Below are 26,927 nucleotides of genomic sequence, written 5' to 3'. Positions count from 1 at the left end.
GCCTCCGAACCCATGAACCGCCTTCCGTCCTTCGTTCCCGCGCCTTGGCCGCACGTTTTCGGAGCTTGAATCAGATGCGTAGGTTCGATCGCAGACCCCTTCGAGACCGGCGCCTTCATGGCCGCGCCCTGAAGAGCGTCGGCATTCTCGCAGCGACCCTGGCGGCCGGCCAAGGCAGCTTCGCAGCGAAGGCCCAAGAGAGTTTCGCCGAGGCCAGCCGGCAGATCGTTCCCGGCGCAGCGCCGGCACTGGCCACGACCCCGCTTCGCCTCGTCGATCCGACCCGCGTCCTCGTCACCCTCAGGAGCGGAGAAAATCGCGAAAGCCTCCGGATCGAGGCGGCACGGCGCCAGCGCGAGTCGGCCGGCGGATCGTTGGATGCGGTCGTCGCGGCGATCGAAGCGGGAACCGGCAGCAGCGGCCGAAGTCTCGTCGTGGCGCTGCCCGGATCGGCCCGCGAACAAAATGGCCGGGCCGCCTTCCCATCCGTTCCGGCCGGCGCCGGCGACTTCGTCACGAACATTGCGCCCGAAGCAGCCGCCATCGTCACGGCGCTTCGCCAGATGCCGCAGGTGGCCTCGGTCGAACCGAACATGATGCGCTTCGCCAATCAGGTCGCCAATCCCGCCGACGGTTTCAATGCGCTTTTGGGCATCGACCGTCCGCCGCCGACCGATGGCATCCGTTCGCCGAGCCCCGACGTCGGGGCGATCGATGCCATCATCGGCTCGGGCCGGGTCGGCGGACCGGCCAACATCGGGACGCCCCCCGCCCTCTCGGACGATCCGCTGTCGCAGCTGCAATGGCAGCTCCTCGACAATGCGCCGCAGGCGGCCGCTGACAGGCTCCCCGGCGGGACGGGCTTTCGCACATACCGGGCGGCGCATCGCCAGACCGACACCGCCGGCCCGATTGTCGCGATCATCGACACCGGCCTCGTCGCCAGTCATCAGGATCTCGCCAGAAACAGGATCCTCCCCGGCTACGACTTCATCTCCCTCGACCTCGTCGCCAATGACGGCGACGGCCGCGACAGCGATCCCGCCGACCCGGGCGATGCGACGACTGCGGGTCTCTGCTTCACCGGATCCCCCGCCACCGCCAGCACCTGGCACGGCTCGCACGTCGCCGGCATCGCCGGGGCGGTCGAAGGCGACAACCGGCTCGGCATCGGCCTTCCCGGCGTTGCCGTGCGCATCGTGCCAGTGCGCGTCCTCGGCCGATGCGGCGGCTTCGATACCGACATCATCGATGCGCTGCGCTGGGCAGCCGGCGTGTCCGTGGCCGGCGTGCCGAGCAATCCGAACCCAGCCAAGGTGATCAACATGTCGCTCGGCGGGCCCGGCGCCTGTCCGGCCGCCTATCAGGCGGCGGTCGACGACGCGCTGGCGGCTGGCGCGGTGGTCGTCGCCGCCGCCGGCAACAGCGCCGAGGATGCCCGCCAGTCGTCGCCGGCAAGCTGCGCCGGCGTCATCACCGTCGCCGCCTCCGACGCCCGCGGCGCGATCTCGCCCTATTCGAATTTCGGGCCGCGGATCGACGTCCTTGCGCCTGGCGGCAACACCCAGCGGGACGACGACCGCAACGGTCAGCCGGACGGCATCCTGTCGATCGTGTCCGGCGGTTACGAGTTCAAGGAAGGTACCTCGATGGCGGCGCCACTGGTCAGCGCCGTGGTCGCGACCCTCGTTGCCGCACGGCCGGCGATGACGGCCGAGGAGGCGCGCCAGGCGCTCGTCGCCACCGCCCTTTCCAGATCTTCCGAGGCGTGCCCGAGGGGCTGCGGCGCCGGACTCGTCCAAGTTTTGCCCCCCGTTGCCAGCGCGGGACGTTCGCTGGCCGGCTCAGCGCGCTGAATCCCGTCGGAGAACGCTCCGATGGCAGTTTATCAACCCGCGTCACAGTAGCGAGGAATTCCATGTCACGCTTGTCTATCGTCGTCGCGACCGTCCTCGGAGCGCTGTTTCTCTCTCACCCGGCGACCGCCCAGTCCTGCGACACCTATCGCGTCGAGGCCCGGCTGTTGAACATGCGGGCCGAGCCGAACGTCTTCGGCACCATCCTCGACGTCCTGCGCTACAACGACCTCGTCTGCATCGCCAAGAACGAGACGGCCGGCGGCCAGGACTGGGGCTACGTCGTCTCCAAGAGCCGGCCCGACGGGAGCGGCACGCAGACGATCGAAGGCTGGACGTCGATCCGCTACCTCGCCAAGGTCGATACACCCGACAACGGCACGGCGCCCACCGCTGCCGTGGAGGATCAGGCAAGCCAGCCTTCGCCGGCCGACGAGGCGCCCGCCGCTGCCGTCGCCAGCGACCAGCAGGTCACGTTGAACTTCATCGATCCAGTCCCCTTCGGCCCCTTCCCGGTGCGCGGGCGCAGCCTTGAGCAACTCGCCAACAGCCTGCCGCTGTTCGCGCCGATCGACGGCCTGCCGGAGGAGCGCTGGAAGCGGCAATGCACGTCCTGCCATCAGTGGAACAAGGACCGGCTCTGCGATCAGGGCAAGTCCTACATGGCAGACCCGGCCAGCATCATCCGCATCCAGCATCCCTATGGCGGCCCCTACAAGAAGGCGCTCGCAACCTGGGCCGGCAGCGGCTGTCAGTGACGACGACGAATGTCCCCGAGCGGACGGCGGTCTTTGCAACGATGTGACGAGAGGAGCACGAAATGGCTCAGAGACACGTGATGACGGCCGCAGGCTTGTTCGCAGCCCTCCTGGCCGGGGCGGGTTCCGCAATGGCCTGCGAGTTCTACGAAGCGATCGATACAAGAACCGAGCTCTTCGACAAGCCTGACAGCGGTGCCGGCCTGGCGGTGGCGATCCTGCCCGAGGCGACCCAGGCCTGCGTCATGGAAGAGACCGCCGATCCGGCCGGCCAGAAGTGGTATCGGCTTGGCTTCTACACGGTCGCCAACGTCAAATACAACGTCGATGGCTGGGTGCGGGCGCAGAGCGGCGCAGCCGCGCCCGCCGGCGGCCCCCAAATCGCGACCGTGACGGGCCCTGCGCCGGATGCGGCGCGGAGCGAGGTGGCAACGCCGGAAAGCGGGCAGAAGGAAGCGTTCTTCTCAAAGGATTGGACCCTCGACAATTCCCGATCGCGGCTGAACTTCGTGACCATCAAGAAGGGCACCGTCGTCGAAACACAGACATTCGGCGAACTCTCCGGCACGATCTCCTCCGATGGCGGCGCCGAGGTGAAGATCAAACTGGAATCGGTATCGACCGGCATCGACATTCGAGACGTGAGGATGCGCTTTCTCCTGTTCGACATCGAGCAGTTCCCCGAGGCGACGATCACCGCCCGAATCGATCCCCAGGCGATCGGCACGGTCTTCGACGAGGCGCGGATGGCCTACGACCTGCCGGTGACGCTGACCATCCGCGGCATCAGCAAGGACATCACAGTTCCGGTCATCATCTCGAAGCTCGGCGACGGCCTCGTCTCGGTCGCCTCGGCATCGCCGGTGACGGTTTCCGCCACGGATTTCGGCATGGACGACGGCCTGAAACAGTTGAGTTCAGCGGTCGGCGACATCTCGATCACGCCGTCTTCCCCGGTGACCTTCGAGCTCGCCTTCGTTCCGACGAGCTGACCTCAGGCCGAGTGCGGTGGAGCGACCGCAGTGGCGGCGGGCCGCTCAGGCAGTCCGGCCTCGATGACAACGCTCGCGAAGTGTGAACTTCCCGCGGCTCACCGCCTCTGCCGGTTGACTTCGACCGCGAGTGTTCGCATTTGCGGGTCCATGCGTGCCGCCGAAGCCGACATTCTCATCATCCCCGGATACAAGGGATCGTCCGAAGACCACTGGCAGAGCCGGTGGGAGCGCAAGCTCTCGACCGCGCGCCGCGTCGATCAGGTGGAATGGTCCAAACCCGTCGTCGAGGATTGGACCCGGTCAGTCGCCAGCGCCGTCAATGCGGCGACGCGACCGGTGGTCCTCATTGCCCATTCGCTTGGTGTCGCAGCGGCGGTCCAGGCGGTGCCGAAATTCGAAAGACCGGTTGCCGGAGCGTTCTTCGTCGCACCGCCTGACGTCGCCGACGAGGCGATCCGGCCGAAGCATCTGCGCACCTTCGGCCCCTATCCGCGCGATCCGCTGCCGTTTCCGAGCCTTGTCGTCGCCAGCCGCAACGACATGTTCTCGTCCTTCGAGGCGGTCGAGGACATCGCCGGCGCCTGGGGCTCCCTGTTCATCGACGCCGGAGAAATCGGCCACATCAATGCCGAAAGCGGCCACGGGCCCTGGCCGGAAGGTCTCCTGACCTTCGGCCGCTTCATGAGCCGGCTGCCGCGCCCGGCGAGTTGACGCGGCATCCGAGGACGCCGCGTTCTGCCGCCTGGGCGAGAACGGCGAATTGTCAGGCGCTGCGGATCTGATTCTCGGCCTCGCCCAGGAATTCAGCCATGTGGCGGTGGATCTGATGGTCGGACTGTTCGACCTTCGCCCCATCAAAGTCGGCGCGGACTTTCTGGAAGATCCCGTCGTCGCCCGGGGTTTGAAAGGCGATGGCCACCACATCCTGAGCATAGCGATTGGCCTCCTCACCGGAGAGACCCAGCTTTTCTGCGGCCCACAGCCCGATCAGCTTGTTGCGACGCGCCTCGATGCGAAACTTGAGTTCCTGATCGTGCACGTAGCGGGCTTCGAAATCCTGTCCGCGATCGTTGAAGGACATGTCGTGTTTCCTCGCTCGTAGGCCCGGCTGGGCGGTGGCCCCTGACATAAGGAAATCTCGCCGCATTTTGAAGCGGAATTCGCCTCGCCCCGCCCTCTCCTCTATCCCCTCCCTCGGGCCTCGGCTGTCATCGACGGCTGAGTTCGGCGCGGATCTGGCGAAGCTCCAGCCGCAACTCCTGTACCTCGCGGGCAAGGTCGCGCATCATCTCGTTGAGGGCCTCGCTCTGCTGGGCGCCCTGATGGCCTATGTCTCGCGCCCGCTCGCCCATCCGCCCATCGAGTTCGCGCATGGTCGACGACAGACCTTCCACCGACCCGGCCAGGTGCTTGACCGAGACGCTGTCGACGAGCGCCGCGTCGAGCCGAGCAGTTTCGACCTTCTCGCCGGTCGCTTCGCCGCTCTTCAGCCCGAGCTTCAGAACCACGGTCGAGACTGCCACACCGACAATGCCGCCGATCCACAGGACCCATTCCGGCAGGGAGTTCGCGTCAACCATCGGTGCGCCCCCCCTTCTCCTCGCCGATCCAGTAGAGGCAGAAGAGCGCCAGCACCATGATGGCAGCGTTGCCGCCCGCATTCGGCACGAGGATGCCCGCCCGTACCGATCCGAACACATAGGCGAGCGTGATCAGCGCATAGACGATCACGCCCGCGAAGCAGCAGGTTGCCCGGACCGTCGAGGTCAGCTGCTGCCTCACGCCGTTCACGACGAGCCCCACCGACCAGACGAGGCCGACGAGAAGCGTCAGCCCGCCCGTGGCGGCCTCGCCGAACACCGCCCGGAAGGCGGCGTAGGCCTTCAGGTCGAAGGTCGCGCCGGGCGCCAGCAGCGTCAGGCCGAAGAGGACGAGGTTGAGGGCGCAGAACCACTCCGCCGCCCGCTGCCGCGCCTTCTTGCGGATGTGGATCAGGATCATCGTGCCTCGTCAGCGGCAGCGCCGGCGTTCCTCGGCGCAAGATATACGATGCCGAAGCCGATCAGCGCGTTGAAGACGCCGAGCCCCAGCCATGCATACCAGGGCATGTCGACGCCCTCCGGCACGGTGGCGAAGACGGTGGTTCCGGTGGCGGCGATGGTCGCGGCGGTGGCACCGATCGCCTTGGCGACGCTTGCGAGACTCATGGTCGTTCTCCTTGCTCGTTGTTGAAAAACTCGGCGCTGGTCCCGCCCGCGGCATTCGCCCCTGGCGTCCTCGGCCCTGGCGAGCCAGTCTCGGGCGCCGACTTGCCCGGCGCGGCGTCAGAGCCTTGCGGCCTGCACATGCATGAAGTCGAAGTTCCGCGCCCGACCGAGGGGGAGCCAACCCTCCGCCTCCCATGCCTTCCAGAATGGCAGCGCATCGTCATGGGACAGCCGGGCCTTCGGTGCGCCCCATTTCAGCTGATTGCGCTCGGGATCGAAATCGATTGCGATACCCCAGCTATGCATCGACCAGGACGAGCCGCCGCGCATCTTCCTGACGTTGAGCGAGCCACCAAACAGGTCGAGCCCCAGCGCCTTGCGTTCGGCCGCCGAATAGGTCGCCGCGATCGTCTGCAGGACACGATCTGCCGAGGGCGCCACCTTCTCGTGCAGGCTGATCGTCTTCACCCGCGTCGTCTTCGACCAGGACAGATAGAAATCGAACGGCACCGCGACCCGGGTCTGGCGGGTACCGACGGCGCCGTAGAAGGCCGAAACGCCGCTCTGCCGCGGCCAGGCGTTGATCGTCAGGCTGGCCAACCCGATCTTCTCGATCTCCACCTCGGCCGGGTCGCGGTCGACCGCCGCGGCGGTTTCCGGATCGACCGCGCTCGACGTTTCCCGCAGCACCCTAACGACCACCTCGTCGGCCATCCCGTCGACCGGCAGCCCTCTCGATGCCTCGAAGGCCCGGATCGCCGCGACCGTGATCGGTCCGACGACGCCGTCGATCGGCCCGCAGGCAAACCCGTGCGCCGTCAGCCGGCTCTGCAGCCAGGCTTCGAATGTCATGGCTCGTCTCCTTGCGAAGAGGCCGGCGCGCAACCGGCACGAAAAAGCCCGGCGCATGGGGTGCGCCGGGCCAGAATGTGTTCAATGGGGCGGACGCGTCCGCGTCCTTGGCCTTCATAGAAGGATCAAATTGGCCGCTGTCAGATGCAGCTCGATCGGCTGGAGGGGAAACGCCTGCGAATGTCTCGTCGGGAAGCGGCTGCCAGCAGATCGGTCAGGCACATTTCGCGAAGTGCCGCCCGCGCCGACGGAGACCCGTCCGACACCGCTTCGAAGAGACGCCGCTGCAAGCCATCGATGGAAAGCATCGAAGACTGGCAGACATCATGTCGGCGAGTTCGATCGCACTGATTGATGTTCTTGTTTTGTACCATAGCTTGCGTTACGCAGCAAGTCGAGATTTAAGCAATCGTCCGATTTGACGCGTTCGACCGGTGGACGCCTCGGCGCTCGCCGCGCAGGCATCGGCGTCGCGTGGCTGCAGCGGTCCCCGTCCATTCGGTATTCTCAAACGCGGAGCACAAGCGGATGCAATCGAGCGAAGCCCCACTCGTCATCTTCGACCTCGACGGCACGCTGGTCGACACGGCCCCGGATCTCGCCGCCGCCCTCAATCATTGCCTAGGCGCCGACGGCCACGAGGCAGACGCCCTTGAGGTCGTGCGCCCCCACGCCGGCCACGGCGCCCGCGCCATGCTGGCGGCGGCCTATCAGCGCCGCGGGAAGGTTTTGACCGAGCCGGATATGCTCGACGCCCTCGATCGCTTTCTCGGCCATTACGAAGCGCACATTGCCGACGCCTCCCGCCCCTATCCACACGTCGTCGCCGCCATGGACGATCTCGCGGCCGCCGGCTTCGCCCTCGCCGTCTGCACCAACAAACGCGAGGGGCTGGCGCGGCTCCTGCTCGACACGCTCGGCCTTTCGCCACGCTTCGCGGCCATCTGCGGCGCCGATACGGTGCCAAACCGCAAGCCGCACCCCGGTCACATCGAGGAAACCATCACGCGTGCCGGCGGATCTTCCGCAAAGGCGGTGATGGTCGGCGATTCTGCGGCCGACATCGATGCGGCCGATGCGGCGGGCGTTCCCTCCGTCCTCGTCGATTTCGGCTATGCTCCCGACGACGAGGCCCGGCGGAAGGCCTCAAGGGAGGTCTCAGACTATCGCGATCTCACTCCGGGTCTGGTTCAAACGCTCCTCGCCGCTCGCCCGGCCAGTTGAAGAGGCGCTGGCGACGAATGCCGACCGGCAGGGGGCTGCGCCTTCTCCATCGACGATGGCATATTGACGCCGGCCGTCCTCACCCCCTATAGGCTGATCCGCGGCGCACTCGTGCGCCCGGCGCAATTTCGACAGTGTGAGGCGGATCGTCCGCCGGAACTGCGCCGTTGAAATACGAGACTAGCCGCGCTTGATACGAGCGCCCGGTGATGCCTCGAGGGCGCGTAGCTCAGCGGGAGAGCACTTCGTTCACACCGAAGGGGTCACAGGTTCGATCCCTGTCGCGCCCACCATCGAGCACTCTGTCTTCCATCAATTCCCCAGCAAAGTCGGCCTGACGATCGGTTCGCTTGCCGGCCTTGCGAACGCAATGGACGTGTCCGACGAGCGTCCTCGTCGCGGCGTCGGAACGCGTCGTGCGTGAGAATCTGCAGCTTTCGCAGCCCTTTGCACGAGCGTGAATGTCCACGCCGGCGGCGGCCGCCAAGCCCTCGCCGGAGATCCCGGCCCACCCCCGGGCGCGGAACCCGGGGACACGGCATCCGCCTTTGTCCACAGCTGTCTTCGGCCGTTCGCGAAAATAATATACCGATCGGTAATTTTTAGCCTTGACCAGCATTCGTTGCCGGACTAGGTAATCCGTACCGATCGGTATATATATCGTTCTCGGCGCATCGAAATCGTGATGCCGGCGATATAGGGACAGGAAGCGCACGATGCGAGCACCTATCACACGGCCACCCTCACAATAATTTCTCGACCCGCGCGGCGAATCCTCCGCCAGATGCCAGGCGAGAGGGGCCCTCCCCGGTGAACAATGAGGATCTGCGCGGCAGTTTCGAACGCTGCGATGGCATGACGCGGAACTGACTTCCGCTGAACCTGAACGCAGCCACACACCAGCCGCCGCGGATCACGCCAGTGCCATCCCCTTGGCAGCCCCCGTGGTGCCGCGGCCTGACATCGGCGGCGGCGCGACGGAACGCGGACCGAATTCGCGCTCAAGCAGTCGCACCCACGCCGCGTCGGGCGCCCATTTCAGGATCCGTGACGGTTCGCGGTCCTCAATCCTTCAGTCGCGAGTTTCCAAAATGAAGCAGTCAAACATTCGGCGCCTCCTCTGGAGCTCCAGCCTCGCTGCCGTGATCGCCGTCGGTGCGACCTCGGCAGCATTGAACGAACCGGAATCGGCAGCTGCGACCGAAGCGCCGGCCGCAGCCCCCCAGGCCCTCGAGGTCCCCGTCGCCGAGGTTACCCCGCGGTCGGTGACGCTCTGGAAGACTTTTTCCGGGCGGCTCGAAGCGGTCGACCGGGTGGAGATCAGGCCGCGCGTCGGCGGGGCGATCCAGTCCTTCCACTTTCGGGAGGGAGCGCTGGTGAAAAAGGGTGATCTCATCGCCACGATCGATCCGGCGCCCTACCGCGCCGCCGTTGCGAGAGCGCGGGCTGACGTCGAAGCGGCCGAAGCGCAGGTTCATCTCGCAGCCCTCGAGGTCGAGCGCGCCAAGTCGCTCGTCACCTCGCGCACCGTCTCGCAGAGTACGCTCGACCAGCGTTCGAGCGCCTACGATCAGGCGGTCGCCAACGCCGATGCGGCCAAGGCGGCGCTCGATACGGCCGAACTCGACCTCGGCTATACCGAAGTCCGCGCGCCGATCGACGGGCGGATCGGTCAGATCGAGGTAACCGAGGGCAACCTCGTGGCGGCGGGCCTTTCGTCGCCGGTCCTGACCACCATGGTTTCGGTCGATCCGATCTATGCCGGTTTCGACGTCAATGCGAGCGACGTCGCCGACATCCTGTCCGCGTTGCCCGATCAGAACGGCCCGCTGCCCGCCTATGGAGACATCCCGGTAGAGGTGCAACGGTTCGACGTCACGGGAGCACAGGCGGCCGTGCGCGGCCATGTCCAGCTCATCGGCAACGAGGTGGATGCCGAAAGCGGCACCTTGCGGATCAGGGCCTCGATCGACAATCCCAAAGGCTCGCTCATCCCCGGCGAATTCGTCCGCATCCGGCTCGGCCAGCCAGAGCCGCGGGACGAGCTTCTGATCAGCGAGCGCGCCGTCGGCACGGATCAGGACCGCAAATACGTGCTCGTCGTCGGCAAGGACCACAAGGTCGAATACCGCACCATCGAACTCGGTGCCTCGGTCGACGGCCTGCGCGTGGTTTCCTCCGGCCTGAAACCCGGCGAGCAGATCGTCATGGACGGGATACAGTCCCTCGTCCCCGGTACGCTCGTCGACCCGGAACCCGTCGCGCTGGCCTCCACCCAGTAAGTCCGCGACGGCAGGAGACGGCCCGGCTCGCCCCCGAAGGCCGGGCCGTCTTCAAACGCCGAGCCTCGACATCACCCATTCCCTGCCCCGCCGCCTGCCTTGCCGGGCGCCGACGCCTTTTGCCGCCGCGCCCTCACCGGCGATCCGGAGAGACCTGCCGTGAACATCTCGAGATTCTTCATCGATCGCCCCGTCTTCGCGGGCGTCCTCTCAGTGCTCATCCTGATCTGCGGCCTGCTCGGCATGCAGGCGCTGCCGATCTCCGAATATCCGGAAGTCGTGCCGCCTTCGATCGTGGTGCGCGCGCAATATCCGGGTGCCAATCCCAAGGTCATCGCAGAGACCGTCGCGACCCCGATCGAGGAGGAGATCAACGGCGTCGAGGGCATGCTCTACATGTCCAGCCAGGCGACCGCAGACGGCGCGCTCACGCTGACCGTGACCTTCGCCCTCGGCACCGACCCCGACAAGGCGCAGCAGCTCGTCCAGAACCGGGTGAGCCAAGCCGAGCCCCGGCTGCCGGAAGAGGTTCGTGCCCTCGGCATCACCACGAAGAAGAGTTCGCCCGATCTGATGATGGTGGTCCACCTCGTTTCGCCGGACGGGCGCTACGACATCAAGTATCTGCGCAACTACGCCGTCATCAACGTGAAGGACCGTCTGGCCCAGATCGCCGGCGTCGGCGACGTCCAGGTGTTCGGCTCGGGCGACTATGCCATGCGCATCTGGCTCGATCCGCAGAAGGTCGCCGAAGTCGGCATGTCGGCGACCGACGTCGTTGCGGCGATCCGCGAGCAGAACGTCCAGGCAGCGGCGGGCCAGATCGGCGCGCCGCCGGCCGGCGGCGACGTCGAACTACAGCTCTCGGTCAATGCGGAAGGCCGGCTGAACACGCCGGAAGCCTTCGGCGACATCATCGTCAAGACCGCCGCCAACGGCGCGGTCGTCCGGCTCCGCGACGTTGCGCGCGTCGAGCTCGGCGTCTCCGGCTATTCCCTGCGATCGCTCCTCAGCGGCAAGCCGGCCGTCGCCCTGCCGATCTTCCAGTCGCCGGGGTCGAACGCCATCGCCGTCTCCGACGCGATCCATCAGACGATGGACGAGTTGCAGGCCAACATGCCGCAAGGCGTCAAATACGAGATCGTCTACGACACGACCCAGTTCGTCCGCGCCTCGATCGAGGCCGTCATCCACACGCTGCTGGAGGCGGTGGTGCTGGTCGTCATCGTCGTCATCGTCTTCCTGCAGACTTGGCGCGCCTCGATCATCCCGCTGATCGCCGTGCCGGTCTCCATCGTCGGCACCTTCGGCGCGCTCTATGCGCTCGGCTTCTCGATCAATGCGCTCAGCCTGTTCGGGCTGGTTCTCGCCATCGGCATCGTCGTCGACGACGCCATCGTCGTGGTCGAAAACGTCGAACGCAACATCGAGGAGGGTCTCGCCCCGCGCGAGGCGACCTACAAGGCGATGCGCGAAGTGTCCGGCCCGATCATCGCGATCGCCCTCGTCCTCGTCGCCGTCTTCGTGCCGCTCGCGTTCATCTCCGGCCTGACCGGGCAGTTCTATCGCCAGTTCGCCGTGACCATCGCGATCTCCACGGTGATCTCGGCGATCAACTCGCTGACGCTTTCCCCGGCGCTCGCGGCGCTGCTCCTGAAGGGCCACGGCGCCAAGAAGGACTTTCTCACCCGGGCGATGGATTTCGTCTTCGGCTGGTTCTTCCGCGGCTTCAACCGCGCCTTCGGCTTCGGGTCGCGCAAGTATGGCAATTCCGTCGGCCGGCTGTTCTCCCGCAAGACGATCGTCATGGGCGTCTATCTCCTCCTCGTCGGGGCGACGGTCTACATGTTCGGCCAGGTGCCGGGCGGCTTCGTGCCCGCCCAGGACAAGGGCTATCTCGTCGGCTTCGCCCAGCTTCCCGACGGCGCCAGCCTCGACCGCACCGAGAAGGTCATCCAGCGGATGGACGAGATCGCCCTGAAGCAGCCGGGCGCCACCGACACCGTCTCCTTCCCCGGCCTGTCGATCAACGGCTTCACCAACTCCTCCAGCGCCGGCGTCGTCTTCGTCACCGAGGCCCCGTTCGAGGAGCGCGAGGGCCTGCCCGGTGGCGCCATCGCCGGAGCCTTGAACCAGCAATATGCCGGCATCCGCGAGGCGACCATCGCCATGTTCCCCCCGCCGCCCGTCCAGGGTCTCGGCACCATCGGCGGCTTCAAGCTGCAGTTGGAAGACCGGGCCGGCCTCGGCTACGAGGCGCTGAGCGATGCGACCAACGCCTTCCTGGCCAAGGCGCGGCAGGCGCCGGAGCTGGCCGGCATGTTCTCCAGCTACCGGATCTCGGTGCCGCAGCTCTTCGCCGATCTCGACCGCACCAAGGCGCATCAGCTCGGCGTCTCGGTGACCGACGTCTTCGACACGCTGCAGATCTATCTGGGATCGCTCTACGTCAACGACTTCAACGCCTTCGGCCGGACCTACTCGGTGCGCGTCCAGGCCGACGCCGGCGACCGCAGCCAGCCGGACGACATCGCCCGCCTGAAGGTGCGCTCAGCCAACGGCGCGATGGTTCCCTTGTCGGCGCTGATGACGGTGAAGCCGTCCGCCGGACCGGAACTGGCGAGCCGCTACAACGGCTTTCTCGCCGCGGACATCAATGGCGGGGCGGCGCCCGGCTATTCGTCGGGCGAAGCCCAGGCGGCGGTGGAGCGCGTCGCCGCCGAGACGCTGCCCAAGGGCATCGGCTTCGAATGGACCGACCTCACCTACCAGCAGATCATCGCCGGCAACTCGGGGCTCATCGTCTTCCCGCTGGCCGTGCTCCTGGTCTTCCTGGTGCTGGCGGCCCAATATGAGAGCCTGACGCTGCCCTTCGCCATCATCATGATCGTGCCGACGGGGATTCTCGCCGCGCTGATCGGCGTCTGGCTCGATCATGGCGACAACAACATCTTCACCCAGATCGGCTTCATCGTTTTGGTCGGCCTGTCGGCTAAGAACGCCATCCTGATCGTCGAATTCGCCCGCGACCTGGAGATCTCCGGCATGGAGACCCGAAAGGCCGCGGTCGAGGCCAGCCGCCTGCGCCTGCGCCCCATCCTGATGACCTCCGTCGCCTTCATCATGGGCGTCGTCCCGCTCGTCCTGTCGACGGGCCCCGGCGCCGAGATGCGCGCGGCCATGGGCGTCGCGGTGTTCTCCGGCATGCTGGGCGTCACGATCTTCGGCATCTTCCTGACGCCGGTCTTCTACGTCCTGGTGCGCAAGCTGGCCGGCAACCGGCCGCTGACGCGGGTCGCCGAGCCTGCTCCGTCCGATGCCCCGATGCTCCATTCCTGAAACGGAACCGTTGCCTCCCCACGGCCCTCGCCTGCTCGACGCAACCCACGGGACGTTTTGTAAATTCAGGGAAATTCCTACATTATGCATAACCATACGAAATAAAAACGAACCACCGGGAGAAACCACATGGCCAGGGGCCGTCCCAGGGAATTCGACGCCGACGAGGCCCTCGACAAGGCGGTCCTGCTGTTCTGGCGACAGGGTTACGAGGGAACTTCGCTGGCCGATCTCATCGCCGCCATGGGGATCACCAAGCCGAGCCTCTACGCCGCGTTCGGAAACAAGGAAGAGTTGTTCAAGAAGGCCGTCGACCGCTACGCCGAACGGCGCATCGCATTCCTCGACAAGATCCTGAGCCAGCCCTCTTCCCGCTGCGCCATCAAGGGCTTCCTGACGATGTTCACCGGCGCCGAAGCGCCGGACGGAACGCCCTGCGGCTGCCTCATGGTGCAGGGCGCGCTGGTCTGCAGTCCGGAGGGCGAATCCGTCAAGGACGACCTCCTGTCGCGGCGCATGTCCAATGCGAAGCGGCTCTGCGAGCGCCTGGAGCAGTGGAAGGCGGCGGGTGATCTGCCGCCCGACACCGATACCGAAAGCCTCGGTCGCTACGTGATCACCGTCGCCAACGGTCTCGTCGTGCAGGCCACCGGCGGCGCCAAGCCCGAACAGCTGAAGGCCGTCGTCGAGCAGTTCATGGAATCCTGGCCTGGCGCGCGGAGCCAAGCCGAAACGGCAACCGAAATCCGCGCCGCCTGAGAATGAATCGGCGTTACGACGCCCGGCCCCAGTTCGTCGTCATCATTTTTCACTATTTCCGGGATGCCTGCGAAGCGCTCGCCGCGGTGGTCGAAATGGCGATGCCGACGGCGGCGAAACCTTCAATCCTGGCGCCGGCTCGCCGTCGTCGCCCCTCGCATGGGCCGCCGCCGCCGGCATGGCCGTTCCCGATCGCGCCGGACGCTTCGACCGTCACCTCCCGTATCCCGCTGCATCCTGGAGCGGCGGCCGCCTGAGGTTTTTTTGGCGCCGCGAAAACCTCCCGCAAAAAGGAATTTCTTGCCCGCATCCTGCGCTGAAGACGATGCGAAAACCTCCGCGACCCCTATCTCGAAGAAGGACAGGTTCAAGGACTTCATGAGGGGATTGATACAGTGACGTTCATCGACCGCCATACGAGCGGCGTCTTCATCATCGCGGCGACGCCCTTTACCGAGGCAGGCGCCGTCGACGAGGCCAGCATCGACAGCCTCACCGACTTCTATCTCGGTTGCGGCGTCACCGGCATGACGATCCTCGGCATCATGGGCGAGGCCAACAAGCTCACGGCCGAAGAGGCACGCGGCGTCGCCAGCCGGATCCTCAGGCGCGTCGACGGGCGCATTCCCGTCGTCGTCGGGGTCTCGAGTCCCGGCCTCGACAATCTGAAGAGCCTGTCGCAATTCGCCATGGATCAGGGCGCCGCCGGCGTGATGGTCGCCCCGACGCCGGGGCCCGCCGTCGAGGACCGGGTGCGCGGGTATTTCCACCAGGTCTGCGACGCGCTGGGACCCGACGTGCCGATCTGCCTGCAGGACTTCCCGCAGACCACCGGGGTGCAGATCTCCACCGCCACGATCCTGACTTTGACACGCGACTGTCCGCAGATCGTCATGCTGAAGCACGAGGACTGCCCCGGCCTCGCGAAGGTCTCCGCCGTCCGCAATGGTTCGGCGACGGCCGATACGCCGCGCATCTCGATCCTCTGCGGCAATGGCGGGCTCTATCTGCCGCAGGAACTTGCCCGCGGCGCCGACGGCGCGATGACCGGCTTCGCCTATCCGGAAATGCTGGTCGAGGTGGTGCGCACCCACCAGGCCGGCGACGCGGACAGGGCCGAGGACATCTTCGACGCCTATCTGCCGATCCTCAGATACGAGCAGCAGCCGGGCTACGGCCTCGCCGTCAGGAAGGCCGTCCTGAAGCATCGCGGCGCCATCGCCTGCTCGCGCACCCGGGCGCCGGGCCCGAAACTGACCGCCACCGACGAGGCCGAGCTGATGCGGCTGATCGCCCGTACCGAGGCCAACGTGAAGGAACTTTCCCATGGATCTTGAGATTGCCGGCAAGCGGGCGCTGGTCCTCGCCTCCTCCCGCGGTCTCGGCCTCGGCATCGCCGAAGCCATCGCCGCCGAGGGCGCCGACGTCCTCCTGTGCGGGCGCAGCGCCGACAAACTCGCGCGCAATGCCGAGGCGATCAATGCGCGCGGTCGCGGCAAAGCTTACAGCGTCGCCGCCGACCTCGCCGATCCAGCCTTCGCCGAGCAGATGATCGAGGCCGCCGGCAACACCCTCGGCGGCATCGACATTCTGGTCAACAACACCGGCGGCCCGCCGCCGGGCGGCGCCACCGACATGTCGGTGGAAGTGCTGCAGACGCAATTCCAGATGATGGTGGCGCGCATCGTCGACCTTTCGACCCGCGCCCTGCCGGCGATGCGATCGGCGGGCTTCGGCCGCATCCTGACGGTCGGCTCCTCGGGCGTCGTGCAGCCGATCCCCAATCTCGCCTATTCGAACACGTTGCGTTCGGCGCTCGTCGGCTGGACAAAGTCCTTGTCGAACGAGGTCGCTGAGGACGGCGTCACGGTCAACATGCTGCTGCCCGGCCGCATCCACACGGACCGGGTGGACGAACTCGACGCTGCCAACGCCAAGCGATCGGAGAAGCCGATCGACGCGATCCGCGAGAGCGCCCGTCAGTCGATCCCGGCGAAGCGCTACGGCACCGTCGAGGAGTTCGCCGCCGTCGCGGCGTTTCTGGTCAGCGCACGGGCCGCCTATGTCACCGGCAGCGTCGTCCGCTGCGACGGCGGGGCGATCAAGTCGGTCTGACATCTCCGCATCAGGGCTGGTGCGCTGCCGCCCCGCAGGGGCCATGCGTCAGCGCGCCGCCCAGAGGAGGCCGCGCCGCAGGATCTCACGCATCTGCGGGACTTCGAATTCGGCGGCGGCATGACCGAGCGCAGAGTAGAACACGCGCGCCGCGCCGTAGCGATGCTTCCAGACCACCGGCATGACGACGCCCTTCGTCCAAGGGGCGTGCTCGCCGGAAAAGGTGGTGGTGGCCAGAACTTCGATGCCGGGATCGACATGCAGGTAGTACTGCTCGGACCGGTAGTGGAAATCGCCGATGCCGGCGACGAGCGGATCGTCGGGCCGGGTGATTTCCACCCTGTAGTCGATGATGTTGCCGGGATGGGCGACCCATTGGCCGCCGACCATGAACTGGTAGGCGGGCTCGTTGCGGAAGGTGTCGCCCATGCCGCCGTGGAAGCCGCCAAGCCCCGTGCCGGCCTCGACCGCGGCGACGAGGTTCGTCAGCGCCTGCCTGTCGACCTGGACCTGGGTCGCCAGCGGCACGATGAGATCGAAGCGCGTCAGGTCGGCGTCCGCAAGAACGTCCGTGCCCTCGTTCGAGACGACGTCGAAGCCCTCGGCCCTCAGCATGTCGGCGACGACGGCGGCGCAGGCTTCCGGCTGGTGTCCTTCCCAGCCGCCCCAGAAGATCAGCGCGGGTTTCGTCATGCGTCAGGCTCCTTGGACGAGATTTCGCCGGTTGCACCGCCCGGAGCGAGCGGCGTCGGCCGGGCGCAGGTGGAACGGATGCCGATAGAAGTTCCCGCCTTCGCCGAGGCGAGGAGGGCCTCCATGACTTCGAGGACGTGGAGCGCCAGCTCGCCGCTCGCCCGGTGCGGCCGGCCTGCCGCGATCGCCGCGGCCATGTCGGCGAGGCCGAGGCCGCGATAGTTGCCGTCGCCATGGGCATGCAGGGTCGGCTGCGGTCGCCATTCGCCGTCGAACAGTTCGACCGTGCCGTCGAAGCGGTTCGGATCGGGGATCAGCAGCGAGCCTTCCTCGCCGTAGAGTTCGAGCGGCGCGTGGCGATGGGCCTTGACGTCGAAGCTGGTGACGATCTGGACGAGCGCGCCGCTCTGAAATTCCATCAAGCCGGCAATGTGGGTGTCGACCTCGACCGCCACGGTCTCTCCCGCCCTCGGCCCGGTAGCGATCGTCCGCCGGTCCCGGCTGCGCGATGCCAATGCCGAGACGCGGGCGACCGGGCCGAGCAGGTTGACCATCGCGGTGATGTAATAGGGCCCCATGTCGAACAGCGGCCCGCCGCCGGGCGCATAGTAGAAGTCAGGGTTCGGATGCCAGCGTTCGTGGCCCGCGACCATCAGCGTCGCCGTGCCGGCGACGGGCCGGCCGATCCGCCCGGCGTCGACGAGCGCGCGGGCCGTCTGGTGCGCCCCGCCGAGAAAGGTGTCCGGCGCGCAGCCGAGCCGAAGCCCCGCCTCGGCCGCCGTCCGGCTCAGCGCCGCCGCCTCCCGCAACGTCGCCGCCAGCGGCTTTTCGCTGTAGACGTGCTTGCCCGCCGCCAGCGCCGCATGGCCGACTTCCGCATGGGCGGCGGGAATGGTCAGGTTGAGGACGATCTCGACGTCCTCGCGGGCAAGGAGCTCCGGGACGGTCAGCGCTGCGACGCCATAGGCTTCGCCGCGCGCCTGCGCCGCTTCCGGCAGGCGATCTGCGACCGCGCGGACCGAGATCTGCGGAAACAGCGCCGCGTTCTTCAGGTAGATGTCGCTGATCACGCCGCAACCGACGATGCCGATGCCGACCGCCTTCATGTTCCCGGCCCCACCCGCTGCCCGTTCTCGCCGAAAAGATGCAGGTTCTCGGATTCCGGGGTGAGGAAGAGCCTCTCCCCGGGCCTCAGCCGCATGTGCCCCGGCAGGCGCACGGTCAGCTCGCCGCGTTTATCCGCGGAGACATAGGCGATGGTGTCGGAGCCGAGATTCTCGACGACGTTCGCCACCGCCGGCCAGTCGCCCGCCTCCGTATCCGCGCGGATGTGCTCCGGCCGGATGCCGACGGTCTCCACCTCGGGGCGGCCCGCGGCCTCGCCCGGAAGAAGGTTCATCTTGGGCGAGCCGATGAAGCCGGCGACGAAGACCGTCTGCGGCCGATCGTAGAGGTCCATGGGCGCCCCGACCTGCTCGATCCGGCCGGCAGTCATCACGACGATCTGGTCCGCCAGCGTCATCGCCTCGACCTGGTCGTGGGTGACGTAGATCATCGTCGCGTCGATCGACTGGTGGAGCTGCGCCAGTTCCACCCGCATCTGGGTGCGCAGCGCCGCGTCGAGATTCGACAGCGGCTCGTCGAACAGGAAGACCTTCGGCTGGCGCACGATCGAGCGGCCGATGGCGACGCGCTGGCGCTGGCCGCCGGACAGCTGTCCGGGCTTGCGATCGAGATAGTCCGTCAGGGCGAGGATGCGCGCCGCCTCGGCCACCCGCCGTTCGCGTTCGTCCGCCGGCGTCTTGGCGAGGCGTAGCCCGAAGTCGATGTTCTCTTTCACCGTCATGTGCGGATAGAGGGCGTAGGACTGGAACACCATGGAGATGCCGCGCTTCGACGGCTCCTCGTCAGTGACGTCCTCGCCGCCGATCTCGATCGTGCCGGCGGTCGGCATTTCGAGCCCGGCGATGATCCGCAGGAGCGTGGACTTTCCGCAGCCGGACGGCCCCACCAGCACCGTGAAGGACCCGTCCGGCACCATCAGATCGAGGTCGGGAATGACCGTGACGCTGCCGAAGGCCTTGGTGACGTTTTTCAGGCGGACTTCAGCCATGCGTCTGTCCTTCCTTCTGCCCTTCCATCACACCGCCTCGTAGGAAAAATACGAAAAATCGGCGGCAAGTCCGGCGCCGGACGTGTCGTGCGCGGCCATGCCGACGAAGGCGCCTGTGAAATTGTTGCCGGGACCGTTGCCCGCCTCGTCGGACAGTGCCGACTGGTCGAGGACGATGCCAAGACCCGACCAGTCTCCGTCGCCAAGCGCATAACGAAAGCGCAGTTCTCCATCATCGACGTCGCAGCCGAGGCGGACGGGACCATCGGCCGGCAGCCGGATCGGCTCGGCCAGCGGGAAGCTCAGGCGCGCATTCGGCCAGTCCGCCGGACAGCTGTAGACGGTGAGAAGCCGCGCACCCGCTTCGTCGGCGGTCACCACCAGATAGTGGAACTTGAAGCGGTTGTACCAGGCGATCAGCCCGGCGAACTGCTGGTAGCCCGTCGGAGAACATTCGATCTCGGTTTCGGCGCGATAGGCGAAGTCCGTCTGGCGGCGGGCGACGAGGGCGTGCTCGAAGGCCGAGCCGGGCGATTCCCGGCCGAAAATCCGCAGGAAGCCCGGCCGTTCGGTGAGCGAGAACAGGCGACGGGGTTCCGGCGTGCGCAGCCACTGGAAGGCAGGCGGCAGTTCGGGGCCGCCGAAGTCCGTCCGGGCGGGCGGCGCTGCGAACGGCTGCTCGGCAAGAGCCGGCGCCGCGACCGTCTCGGCAGGGGAATTGCCGCCATGAGCGAGCCGCGGAAACTCGCCCTTCGGCCAGACGAGCTTCTGGATCGCCGTCTCGCGGCCGAGCGGCGAACGGCGCACGTCGTCGGCATGGATCGCGCGGGGCCCGCCGGTCGCAAGCCTGCGGGTCGCCTCCAGCGGCCGCGAGCAGAGATGCACCATGTAGAACTCGCCGCCCTCAGTCTCGACGATGTCGGCATGGCCGGCCCGCTGCAGGAGCGCCTCGGGGGCATCCTTGGCGGTGAGGACGTGCTTGGCCGGATCGGTCTCGTAGGGCCCTTCGAGCGTCTTCGAGCGGGCCATGGTCACCGCGTGGTCGTAACCGGTGCCGCCTTCGGCGGTCAGCAGATAGTACCAGCCGTCCCGGCGGTAGAGATGCGGACCCTCGGTGAAGAGGTGGTCGGTGCCGCGATAGATGTTACGGACGGGGCCGACGAGCCGCCCCTCCCCAGGCGAATACTCCTGCACGAGGATGCCGCCGAAACGCTGCCCCGCCGGGCCGAAATTGTGGTTCCAGACCATGTTGACGAGCCATTTGCGGCCGTCTTCGTCGTGGAAGAGCGAGGGGTCGAAGCCGGAGGAATTGAGACGGATCGCGTCAGACCACGGGCCGTCGATCGCCGGGGCAGTGACGAGATAGTTATGGGTGTCCTTCCAGGCCCCGTCGCGCCGCTTAACGTCGGTATAGATCAGCCAGAACAGGCCGTCCGCGTAGCTGAGATCCGGCGCCCAGACCCCGCCGGAATCGGGATCGCCCCGCATGTCGAGCTGCTGCGCGCGGGTCAGCGGGCGCGCGACCAGCCGCCAGTTCTTCAGGTCGCGCGAATGGTGGATCTGAACGCCCGGATACCACTCGAAGGTCGAGGTGGCGACGTAATAGTCGTCTCCCACCCGGACGATCGAGGGATCCGGGTTGAAGCCCGGCAGGATCGGGTTCTGGATCGTTGCGGTCATGATCATCCCTTGACGGCGCCGCCGGTGAGGCCGGCGACGATGTATTTCTGGGCCGCGAGGAAGAAGACGATGGCCGGCAAGATCGTCAGCGTGACGAAGGCGAGCGTCCGGTTCCATTCGGTGACGTATTCCCCGCGGAACTGCATCATCCCGAGCGGCCAGGTGAACACCTCCCGCGAATTCAGCACCACCAGCGGCAGGAGGAAGTTGTTCCAGCTCTGGACGAAGACGAAGACCCCGACGGTCGCGAGGATCGGCGTCGAGAGGGGCAGCGTGAAACGCCAGAAGAAGCGGACGTAGCCGCAGCCGTCGATATAGGCTGCCTCGAACAGCTCCTTCGGCAACTGCTCGAAGAAGGTTCGGAACAGGAGGATCGCCAGCGACAGCCCGAAAGCCGTCTGCGGCAGGATCACCGCCCAGTAGGTGTCGAGGAGGCCGATGTCGCGGACCTTGATGAACAAGGGCAGGATCGCCGTCGCGAAGGGAAACATCAGCCCGAGCAGCAGGTAGGAGAACAGCATGCGCGAGCCGAAGAAGCGGATCTGTGCGAAGACGTAGGCGGCCGCCGCGCCGACGAACAGCGTCAGCGCCACCGTTGCGACGGAAACGATCAGCGAATTGCCGAGATAGCGCCAGAAGGCGGGATCCGCCGCGATCGCGGCATAGAATTCGAAGTTCCAGCTTTCCGGCAAGGCGAAGGCGTTGGTGCGGATCTCGGCATTGGTCTTGAAGCCGCCGAGGGCGGTCGCCAGCATCGGCGCGAGCACGAAGCTCGCGACGACGCACAGGAAGGCGACGCGCAGGATGTTGGGCAGGAGACGCTTCGACCTCATGTCTCGGCCCTCTTCATGGCGAAGCGCTGGTAGAAGACCGCGACGAGGACGGCGACGAGGAACAGCACCACGCCGACGGCGCTGCCGAAGCCGATCCGCAGCCGGGTCAGGCCGAAGGTGTAGAGATAGGTGACGATGGTGTGGGTCGAATTCGACGGCCCGCCATTGGTCAGGGGAATGATGACGTCGAAGACCTGCAGCGCCCCGATGATGGCGAAGAATGCGCTGACCACGATGGCCGGCTTGATCATCGGCACCTGGACGTAGCGGACGATCTGCACGCGCCTGGCACCCTCGATCCGCGCCGCCTCAATGAGATCCTCCGAGACGCCCTGCAGCGCCGCGATGTAGATCATCATGTGGAAGCCGAAATACTTCCAGACGATCACCGTCATGACGGCGACGAAGGCCCAGTCACGATTGGCGAGGATGAAGAAGCTGTCGACCCCGAGCGACTGTGCGATCGAGGCGGTCACGCCGTAATTGCCGTCGAAGACGAAGCTCCAGATCAAGCCTGCGGCGACCTCGGCGAGGATGTAGGGCACGAAGAACACCAGCCGGAACAGGGCGTTCGTCGGCGTGCGCCGATAGATCATCAGCGCCAGGAGAAGCGCCAGCGGCATCTGCAGGAACAGGGAGACGGCGACGATCTTGAGGGTATTGCCGGCGGCGGTCTGAAAGGCCGAATGGCCCATCATCTGCTCGAAATTCCGCAGGCCGACATAGTCGGTCGGCTGGCCGTAGCCGTTCCAGTCGAAGAAGGCGTAGTAGCCGGACTCCGTCAGCGGCAGGATCACGAACAGCGTGAAGAGGATCAAGGCGGGGGGCAGGAGCAGGGCGATCGCCGTCAGGCGCCCGCTCCTCATCCCACGCCGCAGCCTCTCGCCGAGCGGCAGGCGTCGTGCGGCCGGGGTGGTCTGCATGACCGTCTCCGCGAAACATCGGGTCGGGAGCGCGCGCCGTCAGCTCCGGCGCGCGCGGCACGGCGAGCGATCAGCGGAAGTCCCAGGCTTCCTGGACTCGCTCGGCAGCCTCTTCGGGCGTGGTCGCGTCCTGGGCGAGATCGGCCGAGATGTCGTTGACCGTCGCCCCGACGGAAGCGCCCAGATACTGGTCGAGGAAGATCTGGTGATAGCTCGAGCCGGCGATGTCCTTGGCGACACGCTGGAAGAACCGGTTCTCCAGCGCCTCGTCGGCGCCCTTGACGATCGGGATGAAGATGCCTTCCTTGGCGATTTCCCGCTGATGGTCCTCGTTGAGGAGGAAGGTCAGGAAGTCGACCGCCTGGTCGGACGCATCGGCCGTCACGGCCCAGCCATTGATGCCGCCGAGGGTCGCTCCCTCCCCGCCCGAAGACACCGGGTCCTGGATGACCGGGAAGCTCATAATCGCCAGCTGCGAATCCGGCAGCCCCTCGCCGCTCTGCGAACGGCCGCGCATCGGCAGATAGTCCCAGTCGCCCATCAGGTGGAACGCGCCCTTGCCGTCCGCGAACATGCCGCTCGCCGTCTCGTAGGTCGTGCCCATGAAGCCCGGCTGGAACGGCTCGAGCTTGGTGAGCTCCTGGAAATCCTTGCCGGCCTCGACGAAGGCCTCCCCGCCGAAGCCGTCACCCTCGCCGGACATCGCAGCCGTCACGGCGTCCGGCCCGCCTTCGCGCAGGGCCAGATAGCTCCAGTAGAAATGCAGCGGCCACTTGTCCTGTCCGCCGGCGACGATCGGCGTCACGCCGGCGTCCTTCAGCGTCTTGACGGCGGCGATGAGGTCGTCCCAGGTCTTGATCTGCGTGTCGTCGACGCCCGCCTTCTCGGTCAGCTGCTTGTTGACCCAGAACACCACCTCCGTCGCATAGAGCGGCAGGCCGTAGAGCTTGCCGTCGACACTGTAGGCGTCGAGCGCGGCCTTGGGAAAGCGATCGAGGACGCCTTCCCCGACCATGCCGGAAATGTCCTTCAGGAATCCGGCCTCGACCTGCTCGACCAGCCCCTGGCCGCCCCAGCTGTAGAAGATGTCGGGGCGGGCGGACGACTGGAGAAGGGTCGGAAGCTTCGTCTTGTAGGCCTCGTTGGCGAGATACTCGAACGTGACGTTCACGTCTGGATGGGCCGCCTCGTATTTCTTGACGACGCGCTCGTAGAAGGCCTGCTCGGCATCGCCCGGCTCGACGCGCATGACCTTGACCTCGGTCTGCGCGAGCGCGGACTGGCTGACGAACGCCCCCGCGAGAAGGGCCGCAGCCCCGACAAAAGCCTTCATGTTCACCTCCCTGTCGGCCGCCTCCCAGCGGCTGGTCGAGGTGCAGAACGCCTCGACGATTTGATGAACGTACCTCAGGCTGCCCCCGCGTGTAAAGCGCAGCATGGATGGGTCACCATCATGGGATGTTGTCGCGCAGGAAGACCTCGATGCGGATGCGCTCCTGCGCCGGCACGAAGGGACGCCCGTCGATCCGCGCCCTCAGGACGCGGATCGCGCTGCGAACCTCATGGCCGATGTCCTGATGGAGCACTGCATCGAACACGCCGGACCGAAGTTCCTGCCGGGCATGCGGCGTCAACTCGTGGACCACGGTCCAGGGGCGCCTCGCCAGACCGGCCCGCGTCAACGCCCGCGACACGCCGCGGGTGCCGGCGCCAAGACTGTAGATGCCGACGATTGAAGGATTCTGCGCAAGCAGATCGGACAGCAGCTCGTCGACGAGATCGGGCTCGTCCAGCCCCTCGATGGAGGGCAGGACCTTCAATTGCCGATACTCGGTTCGAATCACCTGCTCGAAGCCCAGCCGCCGCTCGACGTGGTCGCGCACCAGGCCGGACCCTGCGACGACCGCGAGGTCGCCGGGCCGGTCATGGCAGAAGCGGCCGAGCAGTCCGGCCGCCGTGCGCCCGGCGGTGACGTTGTCGATCCCGACGAAATGCCCGCGCCGGCTGGAGGGAACGTCGCTCACCAGCGTCACCACGGGCAGGCCGCGGGCGACGAGGCCGTCGATCGCCTCTCGGACGATCGGTGCGTCGGTGGCGACGACGGCCAACCCGTCGACGCGCTTCGGATCGATGGCGTGCAACGCCGTGACGAGGCCCGGCGCGTCGAAGGGCGGAACCGTCTGGAGGGAAAGCTGCACACGGTCCTGACGGGCCGGACCGCAGAGCGAGGCCACTTCGTCTTCGATGCCGCGCATGAAGCTGTTCGGTCCCGCGGGGAGGACGAAGTGAATTCGATATTCGCGCCGCTTGGAAAGGTTGGCCGCGGCGACGTCGCGCTCATATCCAACGGCCTTGACCGCGGCCAGCACACGCTCACGGGTGGCGGGGCGAACCCCGTTGCGGCCGTTCAGCACCCTGTCGACGGTGGCGAGACTGACGCGCGCGGCATGCGCGACGTCGTGAATGGTCGGGCGAAGCCCGAGGCCGAACTTGTCCGGATGGTTCATGACGCCAGGTTAGCCGGCTGACGCTTCCTGATCAACGTACCTCAGCATGAAATCGCGTCTCCCGGGTCCCGTCCGCCTTGCGGCGAACCAGATCCCCGTCGAGGGGAATGTGCCGCCGTCACATGGGCGGACGGGACCGTCCCCGTTCGGAGCTGCGGGCAGGCTTTCTACGCCAAGGGCTTGACTGCCGAGCGATGGTTCGGCCGGGCATTGTTCCGCCCGGCCGAACCAACCGCCCGTTTCGCCTCGAAGTCTATTTGGCAGCGGAGATGACCACCTCGATGAGGACATCCTTGCCGAGTTCGGCGACGCCGATGGTGGCCCGCGTCGGCAGGTGCTCGGCCGGGATCCACTCGAGCCACGCCTCGTTCATGCCGTCCTTGGCCGCGAAGTCGGAGATGTAGATCATCGCCGTCAGGAGCTTTTCCTTGGACGAGCCGACCTTGGCGAGAAGATCGTCGAGCTTGGCGCAGATCTCGGCTGTCTGGCCCTTCATGTCCTTGGACTTGTCGTCGGCGACGAGGCCGCCGAAGTAGAGGACGCCGTTGTGCTCGACGACGCGGTGGTTGATCTTGGTCTGGATGTGGCGGGTGATCACGCTTGAAATTCCTTCGTTATGCGTGAGGTTGGATCCGGAAGCCTCAAGGCTCCGGGGTGAAACGGGTGATCGAAAAGGGCGCGATCGGGGCGTTGGTCGCACCGGTCGCGATCAGTTCGCCCATGATCTCGCCGACGCCCGGGCCGAGCTGGAAGCCGTGGGACGAGAAGCCGAAGGCATGATAGGCGCCTTCCTCGGTGGATGATGCCGAGATCACCGGAATTCCGTCCGGCATGCGGCCTTCGATGCCCGCCCAGGAGCGGACGATGCTCGCCTGTCGCATGATCGGGAAGATGGCCATCGCCGTCTCGGCGGTCTGGCGAAGCTCCGAAAAGATCAGCTCGGAGACGTTGGTCTCCGGCAGCGCCCGGCCGCGCCGCCCGCCGCCAATGACGACGGTGCCGTTGGCCATCTGCTTGAAGGAGAGCGGCCGGCTCTGATTGCCGACGACGGCCGTGCAGAAGCGCGGCATGCGGGAGGTCACCAGCATCATCGGCGCCGTCGGCTCGACGCTGACGCCTTCGCCGAGTTGCCGCGCGATCTCTCCGGCCCAGGCGCCGCCGCAATTCAAGAGCTTTCGCCCGGTGAAGACGCCGCGCTCGGTCGTCACCTTGAAGTCGGAACCGACGCGCTCGACCCTTTGCGCCCGGCAGTTCTCCTCGAAGCGCACGCCGAGCGAGCGAGCCTTGCGCTGGAAGGCGAAGGTCGTCTGATAGGGCAGCGCGAAGCCGTCATCGAAGCTCGCCAGTCCCCCGACGCAATGTTCGGATACAGCCGGCAGATGCGTGCGAAGTTCGTTTCGGTCGAGGACGACCTCGTGCTCGAAGCCCATGGCGCGGAGATGCGCGGCGCGATCCTTGAGGTCCTGAAGGTCGGCGTCGGTCTCGGCGACCTTGATCTGCGGCGCCCGCTGGAAGCCGCAGTCGTCGTCGAGCAGTTCCCCGATCCGGTGCCAGATTTCCATCGAGCGCTGGGAGATCGGCACCTCGGCATAGTCACGGCCGAGCCGCCGCACGCCGCCGGCATTCACACCCGAAGCGTGGCGCGCCACCGTGTCCTTCTCGATGACGACGACATCGAGGCCGCGCATGGCCGCCTGGAGAGCTGCCGAGCAGCCGTGAATGCCCCCGCCGATGACGAGGAGATCGGCCGTGCGATTGGTCATGAGACATGCCTTTCAGGCGGTTTGACGC

At 66.7% G+C, this 26,927-nt stretch carries 25 protein-coding genes and 1 tRNA gene; 11 read left to right on the top strand and 15 right to left on the bottom strand.

What is annotated here, in order from left to right:
- The first annotated feature begins 74 nt into the window (after positions 1-74).
- The 4 genes from GTK09_RS21370 (at position 75) to GTK09_RS21355 (ending at position 4,320) form a co-directional block, all read left to right on the top strand.
- On the top strand, positions 75-1,856 hold the full coding sequence (locus GTK09_RS21370; protein WP_163465427.1) for a S8 family peptidase: 1,782 nt from the start codon (positions 75-77) through the stop codon (positions 1,854-1,856).
- A 62-nt stretch (positions 1,857-1,918) separates the two neighbouring features.
- On the top strand, positions 1,919-2,614 hold the full coding sequence (locus GTK09_RS21365) for a hypothetical protein (protein ID WP_163465426.1): 696 nt from the start codon (positions 1,919-1,921) through the stop codon (positions 2,612-2,614).
- 62 nt (positions 2,615-2,676) lie between these two features.
- Positions 2,677-3,606 (top strand): YceI family protein, encoded by a 930-nt coding sequence (locus tag GTK09_RS21360; RefSeq protein WP_163465425.1) that lies wholly within the window; start codon positions 2,677-2,679, stop codon positions 3,604-3,606.
- Between the two features lie 150 nt (positions 3,607-3,756).
- Positions 3,757-4,320: an RBBP9/YdeN family alpha/beta hydrolase gene (locus tag GTK09_RS21355; RefSeq protein ID WP_163465424.1), complete on the top strand. Its 564-nt coding sequence runs from the start codon at positions 3,757-3,759 to the stop codon at positions 4,318-4,320.
- 52 nt (positions 4,321-4,372) lie between these two features.
- Here GTK09_RS21355 and GTK09_RS21350 read toward each other — a convergent pair whose 3' ends face one another.
- From GTK09_RS21350 to GTK09_RS21330, 5 genes are all read right to left on the bottom strand, one after another.
- Positions 4,373-4,690, bottom strand: coding sequence for a DUF1476 domain-containing protein (locus tag GTK09_RS21350; RefSeq protein ID WP_163465423.1), 318 nt, complete (start codon positions 4,688-4,690; stop codon positions 4,373-4,375).
- 127 nt (positions 4,691-4,817) lie between these two features.
- The gene (locus GTK09_RS21345) at positions 4,818-5,189 is read right to left on the bottom strand and encodes a hypothetical protein (protein WP_163465422.1); all 372 of its coding nucleotides are present in this window, start codon (positions 5,187-5,189) and stop codon (positions 4,818-4,820) included.
- The gene (locus GTK09_RS21340; RefSeq protein ID WP_163465421.1) at positions 5,182-5,610 is read right to left on the bottom strand and encodes a hypothetical protein; all 429 of its coding nucleotides are present in this window, start codon (positions 5,608-5,610) and stop codon (positions 5,182-5,184) included. The genes GTK09_RS21345 and GTK09_RS21340 overlap by 8 nt, the downstream gene beginning before the upstream one ends.
- Positions 5,607-5,816, bottom strand: coding sequence for a hypothetical protein (locus GTK09_RS21335; protein ID WP_163465420.1), 210 nt, complete (start codon positions 5,814-5,816; stop codon positions 5,607-5,609). The genes GTK09_RS21340 and GTK09_RS21335 overlap by 4 nt, the downstream gene beginning before the upstream one ends.
- 117 nt (positions 5,817-5,933) lie before the next feature.
- Positions 5,934-6,668, bottom strand: coding sequence for a peptidoglycan-binding protein (locus tag GTK09_RS21330; RefSeq protein WP_163465419.1), 735 nt, complete (start codon positions 6,666-6,668; stop codon positions 5,934-5,936).
- Between the two features lie 528 nt (positions 6,669-7,196).
- On the opposite strand from GTK09_RS21330, the gene GTK09_RS21325 reads away from it, so the two are divergent.
- The 7 genes from GTK09_RS21325 (at position 7,197) to GTK09_RS21295 (ending at position 16,387) form a co-directional block, all read left to right on the top strand.
- Positions 7,197-7,892, top strand: a complete 696-nt coding sequence (locus tag GTK09_RS21325) for an HAD-IA family hydrolase (protein WP_163465418.1) — start codon at positions 7,197-7,199, stop codon at positions 7,890-7,892.
- A gap of 218 nt (positions 7,893-8,110) precedes the next feature.
- Positions 8,111-8,185: transfer RNA gene (locus GTK09_RS21320), tRNA-Val, on the top strand.
- A gap of 798 nt (positions 8,186-8,983) precedes the next feature.
- A complete protein-coding gene (locus GTK09_RS21315) occupies positions 8,984-10,174 on the top strand; it encodes an efflux RND transporter periplasmic adaptor subunit (RefSeq protein WP_163465417.1) in 1,191 nt (396 codons plus the stop codon).
- Positions 10,175-10,333: 159 nt separating this feature from the next.
- Entirely contained in the window at positions 10,334-13,513 is a 3,180-nt protein-coding gene (locus tag GTK09_RS21310; RefSeq protein WP_163465416.1) for an efflux RND transporter permease subunit, read from the top strand.
- A gap of 129 nt (positions 13,514-13,642) precedes the next feature.
- Complete coding sequence (locus tag GTK09_RS21305) at positions 13,643-14,272, top strand: TetR/AcrR family transcriptional regulator (RefSeq protein WP_163465415.1); 630 nt, start codon at positions 13,643-13,645, stop codon at positions 14,270-14,272.
- 395 nt (positions 14,273-14,667) lie between these two features.
- Positions 14,668-15,609: a dihydrodipicolinate synthase family protein gene (locus GTK09_RS21300; RefSeq protein WP_163465414.1), complete on the top strand. Its 942-nt coding sequence runs from the start codon at positions 14,668-14,670 to the stop codon at positions 15,607-15,609.
- Entirely contained in the window at positions 15,599-16,387 is a 789-nt protein-coding gene (locus GTK09_RS21295) for an SDR family oxidoreductase (protein WP_163465413.1), read from the top strand. Before GTK09_RS21300 ends, GTK09_RS21295 begins: the two co-directional genes overlap by 11 nt.
- Before the next feature lie 48 nt (positions 16,388-16,435).
- On the opposite strand, the gene GTK09_RS21290 is transcribed toward GTK09_RS21295, so the two are convergent.
- The 10 genes from GTK09_RS21290 to GTK09_RS21245 all read right to left on the bottom strand — a co-directional run bounded on the left by GTK09_RS21290 (position 16,436) and on the right by GTK09_RS21245 (position 26,899).
- Positions 16,436-17,080 carry a ThuA domain-containing protein gene (locus tag GTK09_RS21290; protein WP_163465412.1) on the bottom strand — a complete coding sequence of 215 codons (645 nt, stop codon included), beginning with the start codon at positions 17,078-17,080 and terminating at the stop codon, positions 16,436-16,438.
- Entirely contained in the window at positions 17,077-18,186 is a 1,110-nt protein-coding gene (locus GTK09_RS21285; protein WP_163465411.1) for a Gfo/Idh/MocA family protein, read from the bottom strand. The genes GTK09_RS21290 and GTK09_RS21285 overlap by 4 nt, the downstream gene beginning before the upstream one ends.
- Positions 18,183-19,193 carry an ABC transporter ATP-binding protein gene (locus GTK09_RS21280; RefSeq protein WP_163465410.1) on the bottom strand — a complete coding sequence of 337 codons (1,011 nt, stop codon included), beginning with the start codon at positions 19,191-19,193 and terminating at the stop codon, positions 18,183-18,185. Before GTK09_RS21280 ends, GTK09_RS21285 begins: the two co-directional genes overlap by 4 nt.
- A gap of 27 nt (positions 19,194-19,220) precedes the next feature.
- Entirely contained in the window at positions 19,221-20,873 is a 1,653-nt protein-coding gene (locus tag GTK09_RS21275) for a glycoside hydrolase family 43 protein (RefSeq protein WP_163465409.1), read from the bottom strand.
- A 2-nt stretch (positions 20,874-20,875) separates the two neighbouring features.
- Positions 20,876-21,706, bottom strand: a complete 831-nt coding sequence (locus GTK09_RS21270; protein WP_163465408.1) for a carbohydrate ABC transporter permease — start codon at positions 21,704-21,706, stop codon at positions 20,876-20,878.
- Positions 21,703-22,629: a carbohydrate ABC transporter permease gene (locus tag GTK09_RS21265; protein WP_163465407.1), complete on the bottom strand. Its 927-nt coding sequence runs from the start codon at positions 22,627-22,629 to the stop codon at positions 21,703-21,705. The genes GTK09_RS21270 and GTK09_RS21265 overlap by 4 nt, the downstream gene beginning before the upstream one ends.
- A 70-nt stretch (positions 22,630-22,699) precedes the next feature.
- Entirely contained in the window at positions 22,700-24,067 is a 1,368-nt protein-coding gene (locus tag GTK09_RS21260) for an ABC transporter substrate-binding protein (RefSeq protein WP_246218044.1), read from the bottom strand.
- Between the two features lie 13 nt (positions 24,068-24,080).
- Complete coding sequence (locus GTK09_RS21255; protein ID WP_163465406.1) at positions 24,081-25,136, bottom strand: LacI family DNA-binding transcriptional regulator; 1,056 nt, start codon at positions 25,134-25,136, stop codon at positions 24,081-24,083.
- Between the two features lie 253 nt (positions 25,137-25,389).
- The gene (locus tag GTK09_RS21250; RefSeq protein WP_163465405.1) at positions 25,390-25,734 is read right to left on the bottom strand and encodes a RidA family protein; all 345 of its coding nucleotides are present in this window, start codon (positions 25,732-25,734) and stop codon (positions 25,390-25,392) included.
- Positions 25,735-25,777: 43 nt separating this feature from the next.
- Complete coding sequence (locus GTK09_RS21245; protein WP_163465404.1) at positions 25,778-26,899, bottom strand: NAD(P)/FAD-dependent oxidoreductase; 1,122 nt, start codon at positions 26,897-26,899, stop codon at positions 25,778-25,780.
- Positions 26,900-26,927 lie beyond the last annotated feature (28 nt).

Source organism: Jiella pacifica, assembly GCF_010500815.1.
Lineage (GTDB): Bacteria > Pseudomonadota > Alphaproteobacteria > Rhizobiales > Rhizobiaceae > Jiella > Jiella pacifica.
This window is presented reverse-complemented; position numbering and strand designations above follow the sequence as displayed.